At 67.3% G+C, this 21,551-nt stretch carries 20 protein-coding genes and 1 tRNA gene; 11 read left to right on the forward strand and 10 right to left on the reverse strand.

Features of this window, described 5'->3' with window-relative positions; translation table 11 throughout:
• Positions 1-46 precede the first annotated feature (46 nt).
• Together ACP7AS_RS10375 and ACP7AS_RS10380 are read right to left on the reverse strand one after the other, a co-directional pair.
• A complete protein-coding gene (locus tag ACP7AS_RS10375) occupies positions 47-271 on the reverse strand; it encodes a helix-turn-helix transcriptional regulator (RefSeq protein ID WP_426028806.1) in 225 nt (74 codons plus the stop codon).
• Positions 264-878, reverse strand: a complete 615-nt coding sequence (locus tag ACP7AS_RS10380; protein WP_426028807.1) for a hypothetical protein — start codon at positions 876-878, stop codon at positions 264-266. Before ACP7AS_RS10380 ends, ACP7AS_RS10375 begins: the two co-directional genes overlap by 8 nt.
• Positions 879-1,024: 146 nt before the next feature.
• Here ACP7AS_RS10380 and ACP7AS_RS10385 point away from each other — a divergent pair, with 146 nt between their 5' ends.
• The 3 genes from ACP7AS_RS10385 (at position 1,025) to ACP7AS_RS10395 (ending at position 5,607) form a co-directional block, all read left to right on the forward strand.
• Positions 1,025-1,534 (forward strand): FKBP-type peptidyl-prolyl cis-trans isomerase, encoded by a 510-nt coding sequence (locus ACP7AS_RS10385; RefSeq protein WP_426028808.1) that lies wholly within the window; start codon positions 1,025-1,027, stop codon positions 1,532-1,534.
• A gap of 126 nt (positions 1,535-1,660) precedes the next feature.
• On the forward strand, positions 1,661-3,616 hold the full coding sequence (locus tag ACP7AS_RS10390) for a M61 family metallopeptidase (protein WP_426028809.1): 1,956 nt from the start codon (positions 1,661-1,663) through the stop codon (positions 3,614-3,616).
• Positions 3,617-3,633: 17 nt separating this feature from the next.
• Positions 3,634-5,607 (forward strand): M61 family metallopeptidase, encoded by a 1,974-nt coding sequence (locus ACP7AS_RS10395; protein WP_426028810.1) that lies wholly within the window; start codon positions 3,634-3,636, stop codon positions 5,605-5,607.
• 67 nt (positions 5,608-5,674) lie between these two features.
• Here ACP7AS_RS10395 and ACP7AS_RS10400 read toward each other — a convergent pair whose 3' ends face one another.
• The 3 genes from ACP7AS_RS10400 to rplJ form a co-directional block, all read right to left on the reverse strand.
• Positions 5,675-6,349: a type 1 glutamine amidotransferase domain-containing protein gene (locus ACP7AS_RS10400; RefSeq protein WP_426028811.1), complete on the reverse strand. Its 675-nt coding sequence runs from the start codon at positions 6,347-6,349 to the stop codon at positions 5,675-5,677.
• A 143-nt stretch (positions 6,350-6,492) separates the two neighbouring features.
• Positions 6,493-6,876 carry a 50S ribosomal protein L7/L12 gene (gene rplL, locus ACP7AS_RS10405; RefSeq protein WP_426028812.1) on the reverse strand — a complete coding sequence of 128 codons (384 nt, stop codon included), beginning with the start codon at positions 6,874-6,876 and terminating at the stop codon, positions 6,493-6,495.
• Positions 6,877-6,942: 66 nt separating this feature from the next.
• A complete protein-coding gene (gene rplJ / locus ACP7AS_RS10410; RefSeq protein ID WP_426028813.1) occupies positions 6,943-7,458 on the reverse strand; it encodes a 50S ribosomal protein L10 in 516 nt (171 codons plus the stop codon).
• Positions 7,459-7,823: 365 nt separating this feature from the next.
• Between rplJ and ACP7AS_RS10415 the strand changes: the two genes are divergently transcribed.
• The 3 genes from ACP7AS_RS10415 to ACP7AS_RS10425 all read left to right on the forward strand — a co-directional run bounded on the left by ACP7AS_RS10415 (position 7,824) and on the right by ACP7AS_RS10425 (position 14,411).
• On the forward strand, positions 7,824-9,647 hold the full coding sequence (locus ACP7AS_RS10415) for a DUF4153 domain-containing protein (protein WP_426028814.1): 1,824 nt from the start codon (positions 7,824-7,826) through the stop codon (positions 9,645-9,647).
• Positions 9,648-9,942: 295 nt separating this feature from the next.
• Positions 9,943-11,403: a sigma-54-dependent transcriptional regulator gene (locus ACP7AS_RS10420; protein ID WP_426028815.1), complete on the forward strand. Its 1,461-nt coding sequence runs from the start codon at positions 9,943-9,945 to the stop codon at positions 11,401-11,403.
• 212 nt (positions 11,404-11,615) lie between these two features.
• Positions 11,616-14,411, forward strand: coding sequence for a TonB-dependent receptor (locus ACP7AS_RS10425; protein ID WP_426028816.1), 2,796 nt, complete (start codon positions 11,616-11,618; stop codon positions 14,409-14,411).
• 137 nt (positions 14,412-14,548) lie between these two features.
• Here ACP7AS_RS10425 and ACP7AS_RS10430 read toward each other — a convergent pair whose 3' ends face one another.
• The 4 genes from ACP7AS_RS10430 to ACP7AS_RS10445 form a co-directional block, all read right to left on the reverse strand.
• Positions 14,549-14,857, reverse strand: coding sequence for a hypothetical protein (locus ACP7AS_RS10430; RefSeq protein ID WP_426028817.1), 309 nt, complete (start codon positions 14,855-14,857; stop codon positions 14,549-14,551).
• Between the two features lie 150 nt (positions 14,858-15,007).
• Positions 15,008-15,283, reverse strand: coding sequence for a DUF2312 domain-containing protein (locus ACP7AS_RS10435; RefSeq protein WP_426028818.1), 276 nt, complete (start codon positions 15,281-15,283; stop codon positions 15,008-15,010).
• A 245-nt stretch (positions 15,284-15,528) separates the two neighbouring features.
• A complete protein-coding gene (ykgO, locus tag ACP7AS_RS10440; protein WP_055832286.1) occupies positions 15,529-15,654 on the reverse strand; it encodes a type B 50S ribosomal protein L36 in 126 nt (41 codons plus the stop codon).
• A gap of 157 nt (positions 15,655-15,811) precedes the next feature.
• Positions 15,812-16,069: a hypothetical protein gene (locus ACP7AS_RS10445; protein ID WP_426028819.1), complete on the reverse strand. Its 258-nt coding sequence runs from the start codon at positions 16,067-16,069 to the stop codon at positions 15,812-15,814.
• 150 nt (positions 16,070-16,219) lie between these two features.
• On the opposite strand from ACP7AS_RS10445, the gene ACP7AS_RS10450 reads away from it, so the two are divergent.
• On the forward strand, positions 16,220-16,624 hold the full coding sequence (locus ACP7AS_RS10450) for a hypothetical protein (RefSeq protein ID WP_426028820.1): 405 nt from the start codon (positions 16,220-16,222) through the stop codon (positions 16,622-16,624).
• 222 nt (positions 16,625-16,846) lie between these two features.
• Here the strand turns inward: ACP7AS_RS10450 and ACP7AS_RS10455 are convergent.
• A tRNA-Ala gene (locus ACP7AS_RS10455) sits at positions 16,847-16,923 on the reverse strand.
• 191 nt (positions 16,924-17,114) lie between these two features.
• Here ACP7AS_RS10455 and ACP7AS_RS10460 point away from each other — a divergent pair.
• The 4 genes from ACP7AS_RS10460 to ACP7AS_RS10475 all read left to right on the forward strand — a co-directional run bounded on the left by ACP7AS_RS10460 (position 17,115) and on the right by ACP7AS_RS10475 (position 21,438).
• Positions 17,115-18,398: a lytic murein transglycosylase gene (locus ACP7AS_RS10460; RefSeq protein ID WP_426028821.1), complete on the forward strand. Its 1,284-nt coding sequence runs from the start codon at positions 17,115-17,117 to the stop codon at positions 18,396-18,398.
• Positions 18,399-19,227: 829 nt separating this feature from the next.
• On the forward strand, positions 19,228-19,488 hold the full coding sequence (locus ACP7AS_RS10465) for a hypothetical protein (RefSeq protein WP_426028822.1): 261 nt from the start codon (positions 19,228-19,230) through the stop codon (positions 19,486-19,488).
• Between the two features lie 49 nt (positions 19,489-19,537).
• Positions 19,538-20,410, forward strand: a complete 873-nt coding sequence (locus tag ACP7AS_RS10470) for an AAA family ATPase (RefSeq protein ID WP_426028823.1) — start codon at positions 19,538-19,540, stop codon at positions 20,408-20,410.
• A gap of 98 nt (positions 20,411-20,508) precedes the next feature.
• Positions 20,509-21,438: a methyltransferase type 11 gene (locus ACP7AS_RS10475; protein ID WP_426028824.1), complete on the forward strand. Its 930-nt coding sequence runs from the start codon at positions 20,509-20,511 to the stop codon at positions 21,436-21,438.
• Positions 21,439-21,551 lie beyond the last annotated feature (113 nt).

Raw genomic sequence — 21,551 nt, forward strand, 5'->3', positions numbered from 1 at the left:
GTGCGCCGCGGCGCGAAATTGGAGGAGAAGGTGGATCGGCCGGCGCTCAGGGCGTCGGCGGCTTCCGCCAGAAGAAGACATCGTCCACGCCCAGCCCGAAGACGTGGGCCAGCCGCATGGCCAATTCCAGTGAGGGCGCATATCGCCCCGCTTCCAGCGAAATCACCGTCTGTCGGGTGACCCCGGCGGATTTGGCCAGGGCGTCCTGGGTCATCTCGCCGTGCTCGAAGCGCAGTCGCCTCAGATGGTTGCCGATGGCCAGCTCAGCCATCGACGTCGCCTCCCGGTCGCGCCGCCGCCCAATAGCCCACCAGCTGGGTCGCATGCTTCGCCAGCGCCGCCAGCAGGATCAACACCACCAGCAAATTGCCCAGCACAAAGGGCTGCAGCCGCTCAAGCACGGGTGGCGGAGCAAATCCGAGCGTAAACAGCAACACGACCAGCAGCGCCGTCAGCGTCGCGTGGCCGACGTGGGCACCGCGCGCCGCCATCTCCCGGTCGCGCTCGTCCTTCTCCATCCGGGCCGGGCGCACGATGACCCAACCCACAGCGGCCGCGGCCAGCAGGGTCCAGTTGTCCAGCGCCAAGGTATTGCCCTGCCCGACGTGCAGATCGACGCCCTGCATCAGACCGGCCAACATATGCCCGCTCAGGGTGCCGAAGGCGGCCATGGCGTGCCAGGACTGTCGCTCCCGCGCGCCCGGATCATCGCCGGCCGTAAGCCGTCGCGCGTCCCAATGCCGACGCACCGCGAACGCGACGCCCAACAACACCGCCGCTCCGATCCAGCCCGGCCGCACCGGCCAGGCGAACAGGGGCCAGGCCAGAAAGGCACCGAATGCCAGACTGATTGCCAGCACGCCGAATATCCTGCTCACATGTACGCTCCAGAACTCTAAATGTCATGTCTAGCATACATTTTGTCCTGTCAAGCTGACTCTTTCTCGGCCTGCTCCGGTCGGCGTCACGGATCAGTGATTGGACGGGCTTCACGCGGCCGGCCTGCCCCTGCTAGCCTCGCCGCATGAAACGCACCCTGATCATCGCCGCCGCCGCCCTGTCCCTCGCCGCCTGCGCCAGCGCCCCGCAAGCACCGCCCGCCGCCACCCCCGGCGTCGGCACGGTCGAGGGCTGGGCCGCCGGCAACGCGCAATACCTGGTCGTCAACGGGGCTCGCCGGGGCTGGACCACGACTGAGTCCGGTCTGCAGTACCGTCGCATCGGCCGCGCCCATACCGTGGGCCGCCAGCCCGTCGCCACCGACACGGTCAAGGTCCACTACCGTGGGACCTTCGTCGACGGCCGCGAGTTTGACAGCTCCTACAGCCGCAACGAACCGGCCGAATTCCCGCTCAACCGCGTCATCAAGGGCTGGACCGAGGGCGTGGCCCTGATGCGCGAGGGCGAAAAGTTCGAGTTCGTCATCCCCGCCGCGCTCGGCTACGGCGAACGCTGGGTCGGCGGTGGCGAACTGCCGCCCAATTCGACCCTGCTGTTCACGGTCGAACTGCTGGAAGTGAAGCCGGCTGGCTAGTTTTTTTCCGTGCATCCCGGCGAAAGCCCAACATGACGGCATTGTAATCCGGCGGTGGCCCGTCCGGCTTGACCCGCACCCATGGGCGGCGTGATCTGCGCCTCCCCCTCGTCCGAGAGTGATCCGATGATGCGTCCCGTTGTCCGCCTGCTCGCCTCCGCCTGCGCCGCCGCCCTCCTGTTCGGGGCCGCGCCCGGCCTGGCCCAGGTCGGGACGCCCGCCCTCGACCGCGTTCTTGCGCCCATCCCGGCCCCCCGCGATGTGGCCTATCCGGGCGTCATCACCCTCGACATGGACGCGACCGACATCGACCGGCGCATCGTCTCGATCAAACAGACCATCCCCGTCGCCGGTCCGGGCCCGTTGATCCTGCTCTATCCCGAATGGATTCCCGGCAACCACGGCCCCGTCGGCCCCGTCGACGATCTGGGCGACCTGCGCATCACGGCCAACGGCCAGACGCTGCGCTGGGTCCGCAACACCGCCAACACCAATGCCTATGAGGTCGAGGTGCCGGCGGGCGTCAGCGCGGTCGACGTCTCGTTCAAATGGCTGACCCCGATCGACGGGGCCCAGGGCCGGATCGTCATCACCGACACCATGCTGAACATCCAGTGGGAGAAGGCGCTGCTCTATCCCGCCGGCTACTACGCCCGGCAGATCACCTTCCAGCCGACGCTGCGCCTGCCCGCGGGCTGGCAGTACGGCACGGCGCTGGACACCCGCGCGTTCCAGAACGGCCTGGCCACCTTCGCCCCCATCACGCTGGAGCATTTCGCCGACAGCCCGCTGTTCGCCGGCGCGAACTTCCGCCAGATCGACCTCGATCCGGGCGGTCGCTCGCCCGTGCGCCTGAACATCGTCGCCGACACCGCCGCCATGCTGGCCGCGACGGACGAGCACATCGTCCTGCACCGCGAACTGGTCCGCCAGGCCGACCGCCTGTACGGGGCGCGCCACTTTAACCACTATGACTTCCTGCTCGCCGTCAGCGACGATCTGGGCGGTATCGGGCTGGAGCATCACCGCTCCTCCGAGAACAGCGTCGACACCGACTATTTCACCGACCCGACCTCGACCCTGGCCGACCGCGATCTGCTGGGTCACGAATACACCCACTCGTGGAACGGCAAGTGGCGGCGGCCGGCGGACCAGCTGACGCCGACCCTGAACGAGCCGCTGCAGAACTCCCTGCTGTGGGTCTATGAGGGCCAGACCCAGTACTGGGGCCTGATCCTCAGCACGCGCGCCGGCCTGATGTCGAAGCAGCAGGCGCTGGACGTGTTCGCCAACACCGCCGCCACCTATGCTGACGGCAATCCCGGGCGGTCATGGCGGGCCCTGCAGGACACTACCAACGATCCGGTCATCGCCCAGCGCCGGCCCCAGCCCTGGGGCAGTCTGCAACGCGGCGAGGACTATTATCGCGAAGGCGCGATGATCTGGCTGGACGCCGACACCCTGATCCGTGAGCAGACCGAAGGCCGCAAGTCGCTGGACGATTTCGCCAGGGCCTTCTTCGGCGTTCAGGACGGCAACTGGGACCCCGCCCCCTACACCTTCGCCGACGTGACCTCGACCCTGAACGACGTCCAGACCCAGGACTGGGCGCGGTTCCTGCGTGATCGGCTCGATGCCGTCGGCCCCGACGCCCGCGGCCCGCTGGGCGGCATCGAACGCGGCGGCTACCGCCTGGTCTGGCGAGAGACGCCCAACGACTATTCCAAAGCCCTGAACAGGGAGCTCGAACGCGTCGACTTCCAGTATTCCATCGGCCTCAGCCTGAACAACGCCAACCGCGTCACAGCCGTCCGCTGGGGCTCGCCCGCCTTTGACGCCCGCCTGACCTCGGGCTGGGAGGTCGTCGCCGTCAACGGCCGCGCGTCCAGCGCCGCCGTCATCTCCGAAGCCATCACGGCCTCGAAAGGCAATACGACGCCGATCGAGATGATGCTGAAGAAGGGTGACCGCTTCCGCACCGTCCGCTTCGACTATCACGACGGCCTGCGCTACCCGCATCTGGAGCGGATCGAAGGCACCCCCGACCGTCTCGGCGACATCCTCGCCCCCCGCCGCCGCTGATTGTGAGGGATAAAAAGATGATCCGCACCGCCGCCCTCACCCTGCTGCTGACCTCGGCCGCCCTCGTTCAGGCCCCGGCCGCCCTTGCCCAGACTGCGGCCTCGCAGGCCCAGACACCCCTGCCCGCACCCACCAGCCTGCCCCAAGCCCTGCCGTCGATCCCGGCACCGCAGAATCGCGACTATCCGGGCGTCATCGGCATTCGCGTCGACCTGACCGACCTCGACCACAAGGTCATCCGCACGCGCCAGACCATCCCGGTCAGCGCCGGCCATCTGGTGCTGCAGTATCCGAAATTCATCCCCGGCAACCACGCCGACACCGGCCCGATCCAGCTGGTCTCGGGCGTCACCGTCACCGGCAATGGCCAGCGTATCGAATGGGTGCGCGACACCGTCGATCCCCACGCCTTCCACCTCGACATCCCGGCGGGCGTGACGTCGATCGAGGTCGCCTTCGAATGGCTGACCCAGCCCGACAACGCCGTCTGGCGCGTGGTCATGACGCCCGAGATGGTCAATCTCCAGTGGGAGAAGGCCCTGCTCTATCCCGCCGGCTACAACCACAGCCGCATCACCTTCGCCCCCTCCGTCGTCCTGCCGACCGGCTGGAACTACGGCGTGGCGCTGGACACCGTCTCCCGCGAGGGCGAGGTCGCCACCTTCGCCCCCATCTCGCTCGAGCATCTGGCCGACAGTCCGATGTTCGCCGGGGCCCACTACCGCCGCGTCGACATCGATCCGGGCGGCCGCTCGCCGGTGCATCTGAACCTCGTCGGCGACACCGCGGCCTCCGTAAACATCACGCCCGAGTGGATCGCCCGCTATGAGACCCTCGTCGACCAGGCCGACCGCCTGTTCGGTGCCCGCCACTACGACCGCTATGAATTCCTGCTCGGCCTGACCTCGAAGATGGGCGGCATCGGTCTGGAGCATCACCGCTCGTCCGAGAACACCGCGGCCCCCACCTACTTCTCCACCGCCAACCCCGACTACGGTGCCCGGGGGCTGCTGCCGCACGAATACGTCCACAGCTGGAACGGCAAATTCCGCCGTCCATCAGACGAATACGTCCCGAACTTCAACGTCCCGACCCAGAACACCCTGATGTGGGTCTATGAGGGCCAGACTGAATACTGGGGCGATGTCCTCACCCCCCGCTCGGGCCTCGGCACGGTCGAGGAGGCCATCGCCAACCTGGCCGAGGTGGCCGGCTTCTATGACCAGCAGCCCGGCCGCCAGTGGCGCGCCCTGCAGGACACCACCAACCACAACCTGCTCGGCTATCGCACCACCAATCCGTGGGGCTCGTGGATGCGCGGGACCGGCGACTACTATCGCGAGGCCCTGCTGATCTGGCTGGACGCCGACACCCTGATCCGCGAGGCCACCGGCGACCGCAAATCCCTCGACGACTTCGCCAAGGCTTTCTACGGCATCGAGGACGGCGTCTGGGAGGCCCGGCCCTACACGTTCGAGGACGTGGTCTCGCATCTGAACGCCGTCCATCCCTACGACTGGGCGACCTTCCTGCGGACCCGGCTCGACGCCGCCGGCCCGGACGCCCGTGCGCCCCTCGACGGGATCGCCCGCGCCGGCTATCGCCTGACCTGGGTCGACGCCCTGACGCCGGCCGAGAAACGCATCCAGAGCGGCTGGGCCACCGACTTCCAGTATTCACTGGGATTCAGCCTGAGCGCCGCCAATCGGATCACCGGCGTCCGCTGGGGAAGCCCCGCCTTCGAACAGGGTCTCGGCGCGGGCTGGGACCTGATCGCCGTCGGCGACCGCACGGCCTCGGCCGAAACCCTGAGAAACGCGGTCACGGCCGCGAAGTCGGGGACCGACCCCATCGTGCTGGTGGTCAAACGCGGTGACGAGTTCCGGACCCTGTCGTTCGCGTATCACGACGGCCTGCGCTACCCGCGACTGGTCCGCACCGAGGGCACGCGCGACCGCCTGGCCGACATCTTCACGCCCCGGCGGCGCTGACCCCGGCAAGGCAAGGGGGCCAGGCGGTATCGCCCGGCCCCCTGCCAGTCTCGCCTGAGCGCGTGGCCTACAGCAGCTTGAGCATGGCCTCGGCCGCCTCACGCGAAGAGGCCGGGTTCTGGCCGGTGACCAGCTTGCCGTCGGTCACCACATAGGACGACCAGTCCGCGCCCTTGGAATAGTCGCCGCCGTTGGCCTTCAGCATGTCCTCGACCAGGAAGGGCACGATCTTCGTCAGGCCGACGGCCTCTTCCTCGGTATTGGTGAAGCCGGCGACCTTGCGACCCTTGACCAGCGGCTCGCCGTCGACGCCCTTGACCGACCTGAGCACGCCCGGCGCATGGCAGACCGCGGCGACGGGTTTGTCGGCCTTCACGAAGGCCTCGATCAGGGCGATGGAGGTCTTGTCCTCCGCCAGGTCCCACAGCGGCCCGTGACCGCCCGGATAGAAGACCGCGTCAAAGTCGGCCTCGCGCACGCTGTCCAGCCGCACGGTATGGGCCAGCACCTTCTGCGCGTCCTCGTCCGCCTTGAAGCGTTCGGTGTCCTCGCTCTGGGCGTCGGGCTCGTCGCTCTTGGGGTCGAGCGGCGGCTGGCCGCCCCTGGGTGAGGCCACCACGATGTCCGCGCCTGCGTCCTTGAGCGCATACCAGGGCGCAGCAAACTCCTCCAGCCAGAAGCCGGTCTTCTTGCCCGTGTCGCCGAGCTGGTCGTGGGATGTCAGCACCATCAGGATTTTCATGTGGGAGGTCTTTCGTTCGGGGAGGGTTCAGATGGGGGCGATCCGGCCCCGTGCCACTCCGAAACGAATACGGGCCCGATGGTTTCCCATCGGGCCCGCGATATCGGGACGCAGCGTGCGTCCTCAAGCCGTGAGGCCTGGTCTTACTTGATCTGCACCTTGGCGCCGGCTTCCGTCAGCTTCTTGGCGACTTCGTCGGCAACCTGCTTGGAGACGTTCTCGACGACGTTCTGCGGAGCGCCTTCGACCAGGTCCTTGGCTTCCTTCAGGCCGAGGTCCGGACGCACGCCGCGGACTTCCTTGATGGCGTTGATCTTCTTGTCGCCGCCGTCGATCAGGACAACGGTGAACTCGGTCTGCTCTTCAGCAGCTTCGGCCGGAGCGGCACCGCCGCCGGCGGGCATGGCCATGGCGACCGGAGCAGCGGCGCTGACGCCCCACTTTTCTTCCAGCAGCTTGGACAGTTCGGCAGCTTCCAGCACGGTCAGGGCGGAAAGTTCTTCGACGATTTTGGACAGGTCGGCCATTGTGTAGGTTCCTTCGGAGGGATTGGGTTCAGAGAGAATGTGCGGAGATGAAAGAGGCGGTTCCGCTTACGCGGCGTCCTTCGTGGCATAGGCGTTGAACACCCGGGCCAGTTGGGCCGCCGGGGCTTGAACGACGCCGGCGATCTTGGTCGCGGGGGCGTTGAGCAGGCCGAGCAGCGAAGCGCGGATCTGGTCCAGCGACGGCAGTTTGGAGAGAACCTCCACGCCCTTCGCGTCCAGAACCTTGTCACCCATGAAGCCGCCCAGAACCACGAACTTGTCGTTGGCCTTGGCGTATTCAGCGGTGATCTTGGCGGCCGTCACCGCGTCGTCAGCGTATGCAATGCCCACGGGACCCTTGAACAGGCCGTGGTATTCGCTGCCTTCGTCGGCTTCGAGCGCCTTCAGCGCCAGGCGGTTCTTGACCACCTTGAACGTGCCGCCTTCCTTGCGGAGGCGTCCACGCAGGTCTTCCATATCCGCAACGGTCAGACCCAGGTTGTGGGTCACGACCACGGCGCCCGCGTCGGCGAAAACGCCTTTGAGCGTCTCGATCGACTCGGCTTTTTGTGCGCGGTCCATTGCGGTCTCCAGTCTGGTATTCGCCGCCGGGCTTATTCCCGGAGGCGGGTTGGCCAAAGCGCCGCGCATCGCTGCGAGACGTTCAGGCCGGTCGTAATGTCCGAAGGAAGCTCAGAGCCCGTACGCCCCGGAAACCGGAGTGACAGGCATCGTCTGCATCCCCATCTCCCCACGGCGTCAGAGGGCTCTCTGACATTTATGGCCCGGGTGACCCCCAGACCCCGAAGTTCTCGGACAGGACCGCCATGACACGGGGCCATGACGGTGAAGGCGCGCTCTATACACGGATATCGCGCGAACTCAAGCGCCGCCTCTTCCCAATTGGGCACGGGCCGGCCCAGATGCAGACACAGGGGGGCGCGAGCATGACCGAAACGACCGAAGCGACAGGCCGCGACAGCCTCGGCGGAGCGGCCTCCACCCTGTTGGGCCCCATCCGACTGGGCATCGGCTTCGCTCAGGGCCTCGGCCTGTACGGCCTGCACCGCCTCTCGGACGGCGCAGCGTCATGGGGCGCCACCCACCCCCTGATGTTTGGCCCACTGCTGCTGGTGACCGCCTTCCTGCCGGTCATGCTGCTGGCCGCCGCCGGTCGCCTTCGACCCCTGACGCTCGCGATCTGGACGGCCGTGGCCGGCGTCGTCCTCGCCCTGCTCGGCCTGCACGACATCGCCCGGCAGAGCGCCGACACCCTGCAAGGACCGCCCTTTCTGTCACCGCCGGCGATCCTGTTTTCTGCCGCCGCCCTGTTCATCGCCCACCATCTGGTGACCCCGGCCGACATGGAACGACGCCGCATCGCCAGCTATCCGGCCTATTTCGACACCGCCTCCAAGGCCGCGGTCCAGTTGGCTCTGTCCGTCGGCTTCACCGGTGCCTTCTGGATCCTGGTCACGCTCGGCGCGGCCCTGTTCAAGGTCATCGGTCTTCGCTTCCTCGAGGATCTGCTGCGCGAGGAATGGTTCGCCATCCCGGTCACCTTCGTGGTCTTCGCCACGGCGGTGCATCTCACCGATGTGCGGGACGGCCTGATCCGCGGCGTCCGCACCGTGGGCCTGATGCTGCTGTCCTGGCTGCTGCTGGTCATGACTGTCTTGGCCGCCGGCTTCGTGGCGGCCCTGCCGTTCACCGGCCTCGACGGCCTGTGGGAGACCCGCAGCGCGACGTCTCTCGTGCTGGCCGCCGCAGCCGCCCTGATCATCCTCATCAACGCGGCCTATCAGGACGGACAGCCGGACAACCGCCCGCCCGCCGTGCTGCGCGCCGCCGTCCGCGTCGCCGCCGTGCTGATCACCCCCCTGATCGTCATCGCCGTCTGGGGCCTGGCCCTGCGCATCCAGCAGTACGGCCTGACCCCCGATCGTATCATCGCCGCCGCCTGTGCCCTAGTCGGCGCGTCATTCGCCGCCGGCTATGGCTGGGCCGCCCTCAGCCCCTTCTGGCGCAAGACCGAATGGATGCGCCCGCTGGAGCGCACCACCATCTGGACCGCCGTCCTGACGGTCGCGGTGATCCTCGCCCTGTTCAGCCCGGCGCTGGACCCGGCCCGGCTCTCGGTCATGGATCAGGTCGCCCGGCTGGAGCGCGGCGCGGTGACGCCGGACCGGTTCGACTACCGCTTCCTCAGATTCAGCAGCGGCAAGGCCGGACAGGCGGCTCTGGAGCGGCTGACGCGATCGAGCAACGCTGACATCGCCACCCGGGCCCGGACCGCGCAAACCACCGACAATGCCAGCGATGACTTTATCAGCCCTGACGAGGCAGCCCGGGCGTTCTCCATCGAGATGTGGCCCATTGGCGCCGCGCCCCTCCCCGATGGCTTCGTCGCCTCGGCCAACCGCCAGGGCGACCTCGACCATTGCCAGTACGCCAACCTCTGTCTAGCGACCCGCAGGGACCTGGACGGCGACGGCTCCCCGGAACTGCTGATCGTCGGCCACGATGACATTTCGATCTACGCCGTCGACGCCGGTCGATGGACGCGTATTGGCCGCTTCGACCAGACCTGTCGCAATGAGACCCGATCGGACCCGCGAGAGGCCCTGCGTGCGGGCCGCCTGCGCGCCGTGCGCCCGGTCTGGCCCGACCTGGTTTTCGAAGAAGGCGAGCAATTCGCCCGGTTCGTCCCTGATCACCGCCTCGGCTGCGGCAGCGCCACCGTTTCGGTCCGGGCCAAACCGGCTCCCTGAGTTACACCGAAGCGCGACGTCCTGTTGACCCGGAGCGGCGACGTAACGCCGGAGCGAAGCGAGGGCGAAACCTCGCCTCCGGCGCTTCCGTCCGGGTCGCGCTCTCGTGCGCCGCTGGGTCCCGGGATCGCAATGGGGCCCGGGATGACGGGAGCGGAAGACCACGCGTTAACCCCGCACTCACCCTGCCCCCCAACCCGATCTTCACCTTGTGGGGCGTAAAAACGTCGCGGAATGAGCCAGTCCCGTCTCAACGAGGACCGGCCGCAACCGTGATGTTGAAGGGGCTGCACCCATGGCCAAGACCGTTCTCGTGGTCGACGACGATCCGACCCAGCGCCGCCTCGCCCAGGCCGTGCTGGAGCGGGAAGGCTATGCCGTCGTCCACGCCGAATCCGGCGGCGAGGCCATCGACCGCCTGACCAAGGGGGGCGGGGCTGACGTCGTTCTGCTGGACATGGTCATGCCGGGCATGAGCGGCATGGAGGCCCTGGCCGAGATCCGCACCGCCGGCGTCGCCACACCCGTGATCGTCCTGACCGCCTCGGGCGGCGTGGATGCCGTGGTCAAGGCCATGCAGGCCGGGGCCCAGGACTTCTTCGTCAAGCCCGTCTCCGCTGAACGCCTGCTGGTCGGTGTCTCCAACGCCCTGCAGATGACCCGTCTGACCGCCGAGGTCGGACGGCTGAAGAAGCATGTCGCCGGCCGCACCTCCTTCGACGATCTGGTCGGCCAGTCGGCGCCCATGCGCATGGTCAAATCGCTCGGTGCCCGCGCGGCCAAATCCTCCATCCCGGTCCTGATCACCGGCGAAAGCGGCGTCGGCAAGGAAGTCATCGCCCGCGCCCTGCACGGCGCTTCGGACCGGTCGGGCAAGGCCTTCGTCGCGGTCAACTGCGGTGCCCTGCCCTCGAACCTGATCGAATCGATCCTGTTCGGGCATGAGAAGGGTGCCTTCACCGGCGCCCACGACAAACACCTGGGCAAGTTCATGGAGGCCAACGGCGGCACCCTGTTCCTCGACGAGATCGGCGAACTGCCGCTGGACATGCAGGTCAAGCTTCTGCGCGCCCTCCAGGAAGGCGAGATCGACCCCGTCGGTGCCAAACGGTCGGTCAAGGTCGACGTCCGCATCGTCTCGGCCACCAATCGCGACCCGGCCCAACAGGTCCGCGAAGGAGCCTTCCGCGAGGACCTGTTCTATCGCCTCAACGTCTTCCCGATCGAAGCCCCGTCCCTGCGCGAGCGCCGCGAGGACATCCCGGCCCTCGTCGATCACTTCGTGGCCCGCTTCAACGTCGAGGAGGGCAAGCGGATCGCTGGCTGTTCGTCCGAGACCCTCGCCCTGCTCAGCGCCTTCGACTGGCCGGGCAACGTGCGCCAGCTCGAAAACGCGGTGTATCGGGCCATCGTCCTCGCCGACGCGCCCTTCCTGCAGCCGCACGACTTCCCGGCCATCTCCGGCCGATCAATGCCCCTGGCCCATGAGGACGACGTCGAACAGGCGGGTCATGACGCCGCGCTGGCCCGCACGCTCGACCTGCCGCCCCTGCCCGACACGCCGATCCGCATCCTCGACGAACGCGGACACCTGCGCACGCTGGAAGAGATCGAGCGCGATCTGATCCAGCACGCCATCGAGGTCTATGCCGGCCACATGTCCGAGATCGCACGCCGGCTCGGAATCGGTCGCTCGACCCTGTACCGCAAGGTCCGCGAACAGGGGCTGGAAGGCATCCTGAAAGAAGCCGGCTAGGCCTCGCCGACCGCCCGATTGCCGGTTCCGCCGGGCCGCGACATCTTGGCCCAAGGCCGAGTCTGTCCAAAAGTTCATTGGCCAAACGGGCGGCGAAACCCGAAGAGAACCGGATTGCGCGCACTCGCAACCTCTGGTTTCGTCACTGAAATGCGACGGAAACAGAGCCGGGCCACGTTGCACCCTAGTCATCCTCCCCCGAAGGCCATCGCATGCTTCTCGTCACCACCGCCCTGTCCGGACTCATGGCCGGGGTGATTCAGGCTGCGCCTGCACCACAGACCCCGCAGGCCCCTGCGGCGACGACGCCGGCGAGCCAGGCCAACGAAGACGCCTACGATCTCGGGACAGTGGTCACGACGGGTGCCCGCCCGCGGGGCAGCGTCAATTCGGACATCCCGCCCGACATCACCCTCACGGCTGAACAGATCCAGGCCTACGGGGCCTCCAACATCGCGGAACTCCTGACCTATCTGGAGCCGATCACGCGCAGCTCGCGCGGTCGCGAGGGCGGCATGCCCGTGTTCCTGGTCAACGGCCGCCGCATCTCCGGCTTCCAGGAGATCCAGGGGATCCCCACCGAGGCCATCGAGCGCACCGAAATCCTGCCCGAGGAAGTCGCCCTTCAATACGGCTATCGCGCTGACCAGCGTGTCGTGAACTTCGTCCTCAGGTCCAATTTCCGCTCGGTGTCGGGCGAACTGACCGGCCGCGCCCCGACCCAGGGCGGGCGCACCACCGCCGAGATCGAAGGCAATATCCTGCGCATCGCCGGTGCCACGCGCTGGTCGATGGACGCCGAACATGAGCGCTCGAACCCCCTCTACGAATCCGAGCGCGACATCGTCCGCGATCCGGGCTCGACGCCCTATGACCTGACCGGCAACATTTCCGGCATTCCCTACCGCAACGCGCAGGTGCCGTGCAGCATCACCGTGATCACCGGCTGCGACGCGGAAATCGACCCTGCCCTGTCGGCGCGGGTCGGCCGGACCGTCCTCGTCAATCCCGTACCGTTGACCGGTGCTCCCACCCTCACCAATTTCGCCGCCGTCGCCGGCGCGCCCCGCTCGGGAAATCTGGGTGACTATCGCACCCTGTTGTCGGCCAGCGAGCGGACCACTGTGCGCGGCACGCTCAAGCGCGACATCAACGGCACGACCCAGGGCACCCTCAGCTCCAGCCTTGAGGACACCTCCAGCCGCAGCTTCAACGGCCTGCCCGGCGTCATCCTGACCCTGCCCGACGGCAACCCGTTCTCGCCCTTCGCCAACGACGTGCTGGTCTATCGCTATATCGACGCCGCCGACGCCCTCGGTCGCGAGACCGACACCCTGACCGGCCGGATCGCCGGCGTGCTGGACGGCTTCATCGGCGATGACTGGCGCTGGACCCTGACCGGCAGCTACGACCGGGTCGAGACCGACACCCTGACCGGCCGCGGCTTCGGCACGACGCCGTTCCAGACCCGCCTGACCGCCAACAGCGCTTCCGCCGATCCCTTCGCCGTCCTGAACCCCGCGGATTTCACCCGCCTGGCCGACGACACCGCCAACTCTGTCTCGCAGGTGCTGGCGACCGAACTGGTGCTGAACGGCGACGTCTTCGACCTGCCGGCCGGCGGGATCTCGTCGACCTTCAAATTCGGGGCCGACACCCGTTCACTGGACTCCACAAGCGTCCGCTCGGGCCTGACCACCGAACGCTCCCAGTCGCGTGACCGCTTCAACGGCCAGGCCAGTTTCGGCATCCCGATCGCCAGCCGCCGCACGGGCGTCTTCCCCGCCCTGGGCGACCTGTCGGCCAATTTCAACGTCGGCTATGAGGAGCTGTCGGACTTCGGCGGCCTGTCGACCCTCGGCTTCGGCGTCAACTGGTCGCCGGTCGAGCCCCTGTCCCTGCTGGTCAGCTACACGGACGAGCACGGCGCGCCGACGATCTCGCAGCTCAACGACCCCACCATCTCGACCCCGAACGTGCCGGTGTTCGACTTCGCCACCGGCCAGACCGTGCTGGTCACCCGCATCGACGGCGGCAATGCGAACCTGAACTCGGACAATCGCAAGGTCTGGAAGCTCGGCGCGACCGTGACGCCGTTCAAGGAGACCGACTTCCGGATCAGCTCGACCTGGACGTACAGCCTGACGGAGGACGCCATCGCCGCGTTCCCGACCCTGACGCCGGATCTCGAGGCCGCCCTGCCCGGCCGCTTCACCCGCGACCTTGCGGGCAATCTGATCTCCTTCGACGCCCGGCCGCTGAATTTCGACCGGTTCGAGCGTCAGGACATCCGCACCGGCTTCAACTACTCCCGGTCCTTCGGCACGGCCAGACCGGCCGCCTCGCCCCTGCCCGGCATGCCCGGCGGCGCCCGCCCGGCACCCGGCCTTGCCGGCGCCCCGGTGGTCATCCGCCAAGGCGGTGACGGCGCGCGCGGTGCCCCCGGTGGTGCGGGCGGTGGAGCCATGGGAATGCAGGCCATGCGCTTCGGCGGCGGCGGCGGACGGGGCGGCGGCATGATGCCGGGCCAGGGCCGTTTCAACATGTCAGTCTATCACACGGTCCGCCTGCAGGATGAGATCGTCATCGCCAGCGGCCTGCCGATCCTCGACCTGCTGGACGGCGCGGCCACCAGCGGCCGCGGCGGCAGCCCCCGCAACGAGGTCCAGGCCCAGGGCGGCGTGTTCAGGAACGGCATGGGAGCCTTCGTCAACGCCAACTGGCGTCAGGGCACGCGCGTCGACGGCGGCACGGGACCCGACCTGGCCTTCTCGGACCTGGCGACGGCCAATCTGAACGTCTTCATCGACCTGGGGCAGCAGGCGGGCTGGGTGGCCAAATATCCGTGGCTCAAGGGCTCGCGGCTGAATTTCGGCGTCCAGAACATCTTCGACGCCCGCCTCGACGTCAGCTCCAGCGCCGGTGACGTTCCGCTGAACTACCAGGCCGACTATCTGGACCCCCAGGGCCGGACCGTCAGCCTGACCTTCCGCAAGATCCTGTTTTAGGGCGTAGGGATTAGGGCTTAGGGCTTGGGGCTTAGGGAACGGGGTCTCGATTTGGCCTCTCCCTCGGGAGCCGGCGCAGGTCTGATCCCCAAGATCTAAGCCCTAAGCCCTAAGCCCTAAGCCTTAAGCCCTAAGCCCTACTCCCCCTTCTTCCCCCACCGCCGCTTCGGCGCCTCGCCCTTCGCCTTGGCGGCGATCTCCTTCAGCTTGCGGCCTTGCAGGGCTGACAGCGCCTGACCGGGCGCGCCCAGTTCGGGGTCGCCGAAGGCGCGGCCGTGGGTCTTCACCCGCTCGCTGACCGAGTCGAGGAACTCCCCCTCCCATTCAGACAGCGAAACGCCCGCCTTCTCTGCCGAGCGGCGGGCGCGTCTGAGGGCATTGAGGGCGGCGCGCTGGGCGGCCTTGCGCTGGGCTTCAAAGGGCGAGAGCGGCGGTTTGCGTTTCATAATCCCGCTCATCCCGGCGAAAGCCGGGACCCAGTGCTTTGGATGATGGAACAGGGAAGCCGACCCGCAACCGCTTGTCCAGAAACGCCGGCGTCAAGCTGGACAGGACTGGGTCCCGGCTTTCGCCGGGATGAACGGAGATGAGTGGAATTAGATCTCGCCGAGCGCCGACAGGTACAGATCGAGGATCGCATCCTCTTCCTGACGCTTGGCCTTGTCCTGTTTGCGGATGCGGATGACCTTGCGCAGGATCTTGACGTCGTAGCCCTCGCCCTTGGCCTCCAGGAAGACCTCCTTCATGTCGGCCATGACGGCGGCCTTGTCCTCTTCCAGCCGCTCGATGCGTTCGATGATGGTCCGCAGCCGGCCTTGGGCCGTCGCGTTGAGGACGTCGGGCGAGGAATCGAAGGCAGCGTCGTCGGCCAAGGGAGAACTCCGGATAAAATCACGCCCTCAAACAGGCCGAAGGCCGACAGGGCAAAAGAACGCCCTCAAGCAGGCCGAAGGCCGTTAGGGCAAAAAGAATGCAGACGCTAACCACGCCGAAGCGCGCGACTCAACGGCGGCTGGGGGCAGACGCGAAAAAGGCTGCGGACAAGTCCGCAGCCTTTGCATTTTCAGCGCTCAAGCAGGCCGCGACCGCGTCGCGGCCGGCAGCGCCCGAAAGAGCCTTAGCCCTGCTTCGCCTTGAAGCGCGGGTCGGTCTTGTTGATCACATAGACCACGCCCTTGCGCCGCACGACCTTGCAGTCGCGGTGGCGGGTCTTGAGCGACTTGAGCGAGCTGCGGACCTTCATGGTCGTCGTCCTGGGGCAAAAAACAAACAGAAAAGCCGCGGGGCGGACCTGCGGCGGAGCGGTGCGTATAGAGGGGCTTCCCGGAATCGTCAACCGGGGACTGGCGGTGTCTGCAAAGTGCCGATGCCGGATAGTCCGCTGAGGAGCGGAAGTTGCGTCAGAGCCGCCGCAAAGTCGCGCCGTTCCGCAGGAGCATTCGAATGCCGAAGCGGAGAATCGCTACGCTGACGAGCGTCAGTCCAATGCCTTGCATCGCTTCGGTCGCTGTCATCGTGTGATTTCCGGCAGCCACGGTTCGCCAATCTGTTGCGAGCCACCAAGCCACAACGGCTGGGAAGATGCCGCCCAAGAGGGTGAACATCGTGCCGTTCAGGAGGCCAGCCAGAGCGTCCTCTTTGTTTTTGGGCTCTTCCATTGTGGCCCCACACTACCGCCGAACAGAACCTCCGCAATGGGTCGAGAGGCGACAGTCACCAAAGGGTCGGGAGCGGTCGTTGGTCCACCGGTGGAGAGCGGACCTCAGCCAGCTTATAGCTGTAGGATCATAACTCCAGAAGGAGCCGGGATGCACGAGGCGGAATACAGGCGGTTGAAAGCTAGCTGGCACGTGGGAAGCCGCGAGCGTGAAGACGCGCTGCACCTGCTCTATTTGGCTTGGATGCATTGGGCTGATCCCCTCTTCGTAACCGGTATGGAGGAGGACCCTGATGCCATCGAACTCTGGCTCGCGATCAGCACTTATTTTGGCGGGGAGAGTTCGGAGGACGCGGAGTTTCTCCACGTAGCGGGCCTGATGGCTAGCATCACGCCGGAGGAGCTGGGCGACGGGTGGACCTCGCGCGCAGACCGGATGTCAGCACGTTCGCTTCAGCTCAATCCAGATGACTTCCCGCCGGAACTCTTTGAGGGCCGGGGCCTCTACGGGGAGTATTTCGCGCATCAGGCCCGAGCTCGGCCATGGGATAGCTAGAGCAAGCGCGAACCCGTCGCGCCAGGCTCAGCGGCAAGTAGCGGCGCCATTTGTCTGTTTGTGCCGACTGGAGAGCCGCTATGTGTCGGAAGCCGACCTTCGCGACTTCCGCCAAACGCCGCGCTCAAGCAGGGAGCCGCCGCGCGGCGAGCGATAGCGCCCCATCCCGCGCTCAATCAGCGAGGGACCGCGTCCCTCGCGTTAGCGCACCCAAAAGAGAGATGGAGGCCTGGCCTCCGGGTCGAACGGAGGGTCTTCGGGCTTGCGGGCCCGATGCGTCGCCCCTCCGCCACCAGGCCATATCGGGCATCGTTAGAGCAGGGCCACCCTATCCCTCGCCTCTTCCCAATCCCAAGGGATTGAAGGTTAACGGTGCCAAACAGGGAATCCACGGCAACGCTTTCGCCATCAACGGACTTTAGGGTCGTCGAAAGCGCGAGTTCGCGCGTTTGTTATCGCGGACCACCCTCGGGGGCATTAGCCTGCAGCCATGCGTATCAGTCTTCGCCTCCTCCTCATCGCGTCCGTCGCCGCCTGCGCCCCCCTGCTGCCGGAGACGATTCCAACCCTGCCCGTCGCCGCATCGGGGGCCTCCACGCCCCCCCGGCCCGAACCCGCCCGGCCCCAGCCGGCCGCCACGCCCGCCGCTGTCCCGGACCAGGCCGGTTTCGACGGCTGGAAACAGGGTTTTCTGGATCGTCGGGCCGGCGACCGTCGCGAGGCCTATGCCCGCGAACTGGCCGGTCTGACCCCCGACCCCGCGGTGATTCGCCTCGACGGCAACCAGCCCGAGTTCAGCCGCCCCGCCGGGGCCTATGTCCAGACCGCGGTCTCGGCCACCCGAATCGCCCAGGGCCGTGAGCGTACCGACCGCGTGCCATGGGACGTCACCCAACGCTTCGGTGTCCCGGCCGAGATCCTCGTCTCCATCTGGGGCAATGAGAGCGGCTACGGGGCCATCCAGGGCAATTATGACGTCATCCGCTCGCTCGCGACGCTCGCCTATGATGGCCGTAGGCGTGACTGGGCCGAGGGCCAGATGAAGGATGCGCTGGATATCGTCATCGACGGCCGCCGCGAGCGTGCGGGCCTCAAGGGCAGCTGGGCCGGGGCCATGGGCCAGACCCAGTTCATGCCCGACAACTATCTGCGCCTCGGCATCGACCAGACCGGCGACGGCAAGGTCGACATCTGGGGTTCGGACGCCGACTCCCTCGCCTCCGCCGCCAATCTGCTGGCCCAGGCCGGCTGGAAACGCGGCCAGTCGTGGGGCTATGAGGTCATCCTGCCGGCCGGCTTCGACTATGCCGAGGCCGAAGGACCGCGCCATCCCTGGTCGTATTGGAGCCAGCGTGGCGTCAGGCTCGCCCGCGACGGCGCCCCGACCGACGCCGAGGCGCTGGAGGAGGCGGTCATCCTGTTGCCCCAGGGCGCGCGCGGCCCGGCCTTCCTCGCCTTGCCGAACCACTATGTGATCCGCCGCTACAACAACTCGGTGTCCTACGCCCTCGCCATCGGCCTGACCGCCGACGGCATCGCCGGCAAGCCCGGTCTGGTCGGGACCTGGCCTGACGACGCCCCCCTGTCACGCGATCAGCGTATCGGGGCCCAGCGCGCCCTGACGGCTCTGGGCTACGACACCCAGGGCATCGACGGCGTCGTCGGTGCCAACACCCGCGCGGCCCTGCGCCGCTGGCAGATCGCCTCGGGAGGACTCGCCGACGGCTATCTCACCGCCGATCTGGCGGACGAACTGATAAGGCGCGCGGGATAGCTGGACCGTTCCTTCTCCCCTTGCGGGAGAAGGTGGCCGAGCGGAGCGAGGTCGGATGAGGGGTCACTCTGACGGGCGCTGTTCGTGAAACCCCTCATCCGTCAGCCTTCGGCTGCCACCTTCTCCCGCAAGGGGAGAAGGAAAGCGCGTGACGCTTCTCGCCGAATCCATAGTCGGGTTGGCGAGAAAATACCCTACACGATCAATGCCTTGACAGATTCCCAAATGGAATCATCAGCGCCCCTCCCAACGGCCGCATAATCCGCCCCATCCCGTCGGTGGGGAGGGCGTCGGATCCACGCTTCTCGATGTCGGCGGGCTGTGGTCGAGCGATGAAGCCCGGGGGACGCATACCTCGGGGGTCCTTGAGGACGTCGATGGATGGCGTCCGCCTGCTCGCCGCGCGCCTTCTGTGCGGGACCGCTACGGGCCATCCGCCCGCACGTCCCCCCCTGTCCGGGACCGCAAGGACCCGTCCGGGAGTCGGCAAGGCCCGAGAACGGCCGGCAGCCGGCGGGCGTGTGGAAAACGACGACGCGGGGCGGTCTGTCTCGTCGAAACGGTAACTCTATCCCAGCACCGGGCGAGCCCGGTCGCCCCGCGCCCTCCCCGACCCGCTTCTCACCAAGCGGCGATGACGCACGCCTTCTCCCTCCCCCGCCGGGGGAGGGTGGTCGCGCAGCGACCGGGTGGGGGCGGCTCGGCAAGCCTCAGACGCCATCGCGCGCTCCGCCCGGCCCCTCCCACCCTGTCGTCGCTGGCGCGCCGACATCCCTCCCTCAAGCGGGAGGGAGACGCTCAATGCTCACACTGACCGAAAGGCCGCCTCATGACCCGCCGCCGCACGCCCCGACCGACCGATCGCGAATTCATCCGGTCGCTTCAGCTCATTCGCCTCAAGGGCCTTGCCTCGGGCGAATATCAGCCGCTCTCGAACCGCGAGGAGATGTATCTGCGCCTGCTCCGCGCCGGCCTGCGGGTGAACATTGAAGAGTTCGTCCTCTCGGAGCCCCTGTTCCGGCTCGAGACCATGGAACGGCGCACCGGGCCGGAAGACGACGCCGGGTCCGCGCAACATGATCGTTGTTAACCCGCCCGGCCTTCGCTAACCGGAAACAGCCATCCCGCTGGAGCCGTCCATGTCCCGTTCGTCCGATCGTTTCGAAGGCACTGCGAACTATATCGCCACCGACGACCTGAAGATCGCGGTCAATGCCGCCGTCGCCCTCGAGCGGCCGCTGCTGATCAAGGGCGAGCCGGGCACCGGCAAGACCGTCCTGGCCTATGAGATCGCCCGGGCCATGAACGCCCCCCTGATCACCTGGCACATCAAGTCCACGACCAAGGCCCACAACGGCCTGTACGAATACGATGCCGTCTCCCGCCTGCGCGACAGCCAGCTGGGCGAGGCCCGCGTCCACGAGGTGCGCAACTATCTCAAGCCCGGCAAGCTGTGGGAGGCCTTCACCGCCCCCGAACGCCCCGTCCTGCTCATCGACGAGATCGACAAGGCCGACATCGAGTTCCCCAACGACCTGCTGCAGGAACTCGATCGTATGGAGTTCTTCGTCCAGGAGACGGGCGAGACGATCCGCGCCGAAGTCCGCCCCATCGTCATCATCACCTCGAACAACGAGAAGGAACTGCCCGACGCCTTCCTGCGCCGCTGCTTCTTCCACTACATCCGCTTCCCCGACGATGAGACCATGAAGGCGATCGTCGAGGTCCATTTCCCGGGCATCAAGCCGCGCCTGGTCTCGGAAGCGCTCAGGACCTTCTACGAAATCCGCGACACGCCGGGCCTCAAGAAGAAGCCCTCGACCTCGGAACTGCTCGACTGGCTGAAGCTCCTGCTGGTCGACGACATCGACCCCGCGACCCTGCGCGAAAAATCGCCCAACAAGCTGATCCCGCCGCTGCACGGGGCCCTGCTGAAAAACGAGCAGGACGTCCACCTGTTCGAACGCCTCGCCTTCCTGAGCCGTCGCGAGGGCGCGCGGCCCGGCAGCTGACACAGTGCGGATCGGGTTCGGCCACGCGCCTTACCGCGATTTCACTGGATTATCGGGCCGGCGCGCTCAGGATGGGATCACCTACAGGACTTCAGACGATGACCCTTCGTCCCTTTCTCATTCCCACCGTCTGCGCCGTCGCGGCGCTTATGTCCGCCTGCGACGGCGACAACTCGGTGCGCATCTCCTCGAGCCGCAGCGAGAACCCTGACGCCAAGGGCGTGCTCAAGGTCGTCGATGCCCTGCAATGCCCCCAGACCATGGGTTCGCTGACCCGCAAGGGCTCGGCCCAGGCGAACGGGACGGTCTGCACCTATGTCGGACCCAAGGGCTCGGAGGTCAGCCTGCATCTGGTGGCGCTGGACGACGAAACCCCCGCCGAGGCGCTCAAGGGCTTTGAGGCCCGGTTGTCTGGCGATCTCCCCGCCGCCGTCGCCCAGTTGAAGGCCTCGGCCGAGGCCGAGACGGCCCGGATCGAGGCGGCGGATGCGGCGAGCGCCGCCGCGGACGCGGCTTCGGCCGACGCAGACAGGGCCGCCGCGCGGGCGGATGGGGCGGCAGCCTCGGCAGACCGCGCCGCCGCCGGCGCGGACCACGCCTCGGTGCGAGGGCCGGGCGTGGCGATAGACGCCAACGGAGACGACGCCACGGTCAGCCTTCCCGGCATGCGAATCGAGACCAAGGGTGACCAGGCCAGCGTGCGCATCGGCGGTTTCCACATCGATGCCAACGACAGCACCGGCTCGGCCCGCATCCGCGGCACCGGCGGTAACGGCGAAAGCGTCAGCATCAACGCCCAGTACGATGCCGCGGAAGTCCGCACCAGCGCCGGCGGCGAGGCGACCCGGACCAGCTGGATCCTGACCGACAACCGGGATTCCCCATCGGGCTGGCGTCTGGTCGGCTACGAGGCGCGCGGCCCGATCGGCGGCCCGCTGGTCGTCGCCACCGTCCGGTCAAGGGACAACAATCGGGGTCGGGCCTTCAACGACGCCAAGGCGCTCGTCGCGCTCAACGTCGGCGAATAAGCGATCGGGGTCGCGGCTACGGTCTTGATCGCGTCGCCTTGATGCGTCACCAACCCTGCCCACGAGAGCAGGATCAGACCTTGGCCGCAAAGCCCCGCCCCTCAGCCAAAGAG

It is taken from the genome of Brevundimonas sp. TWP2-3-4b2 (assembly GCF_049897345.1).
In the GTDB taxonomy this organism is placed as follows: Bacteria; Pseudomonadota; Alphaproteobacteria; order Caulobacterales; family Caulobacteraceae; genus Brevundimonas.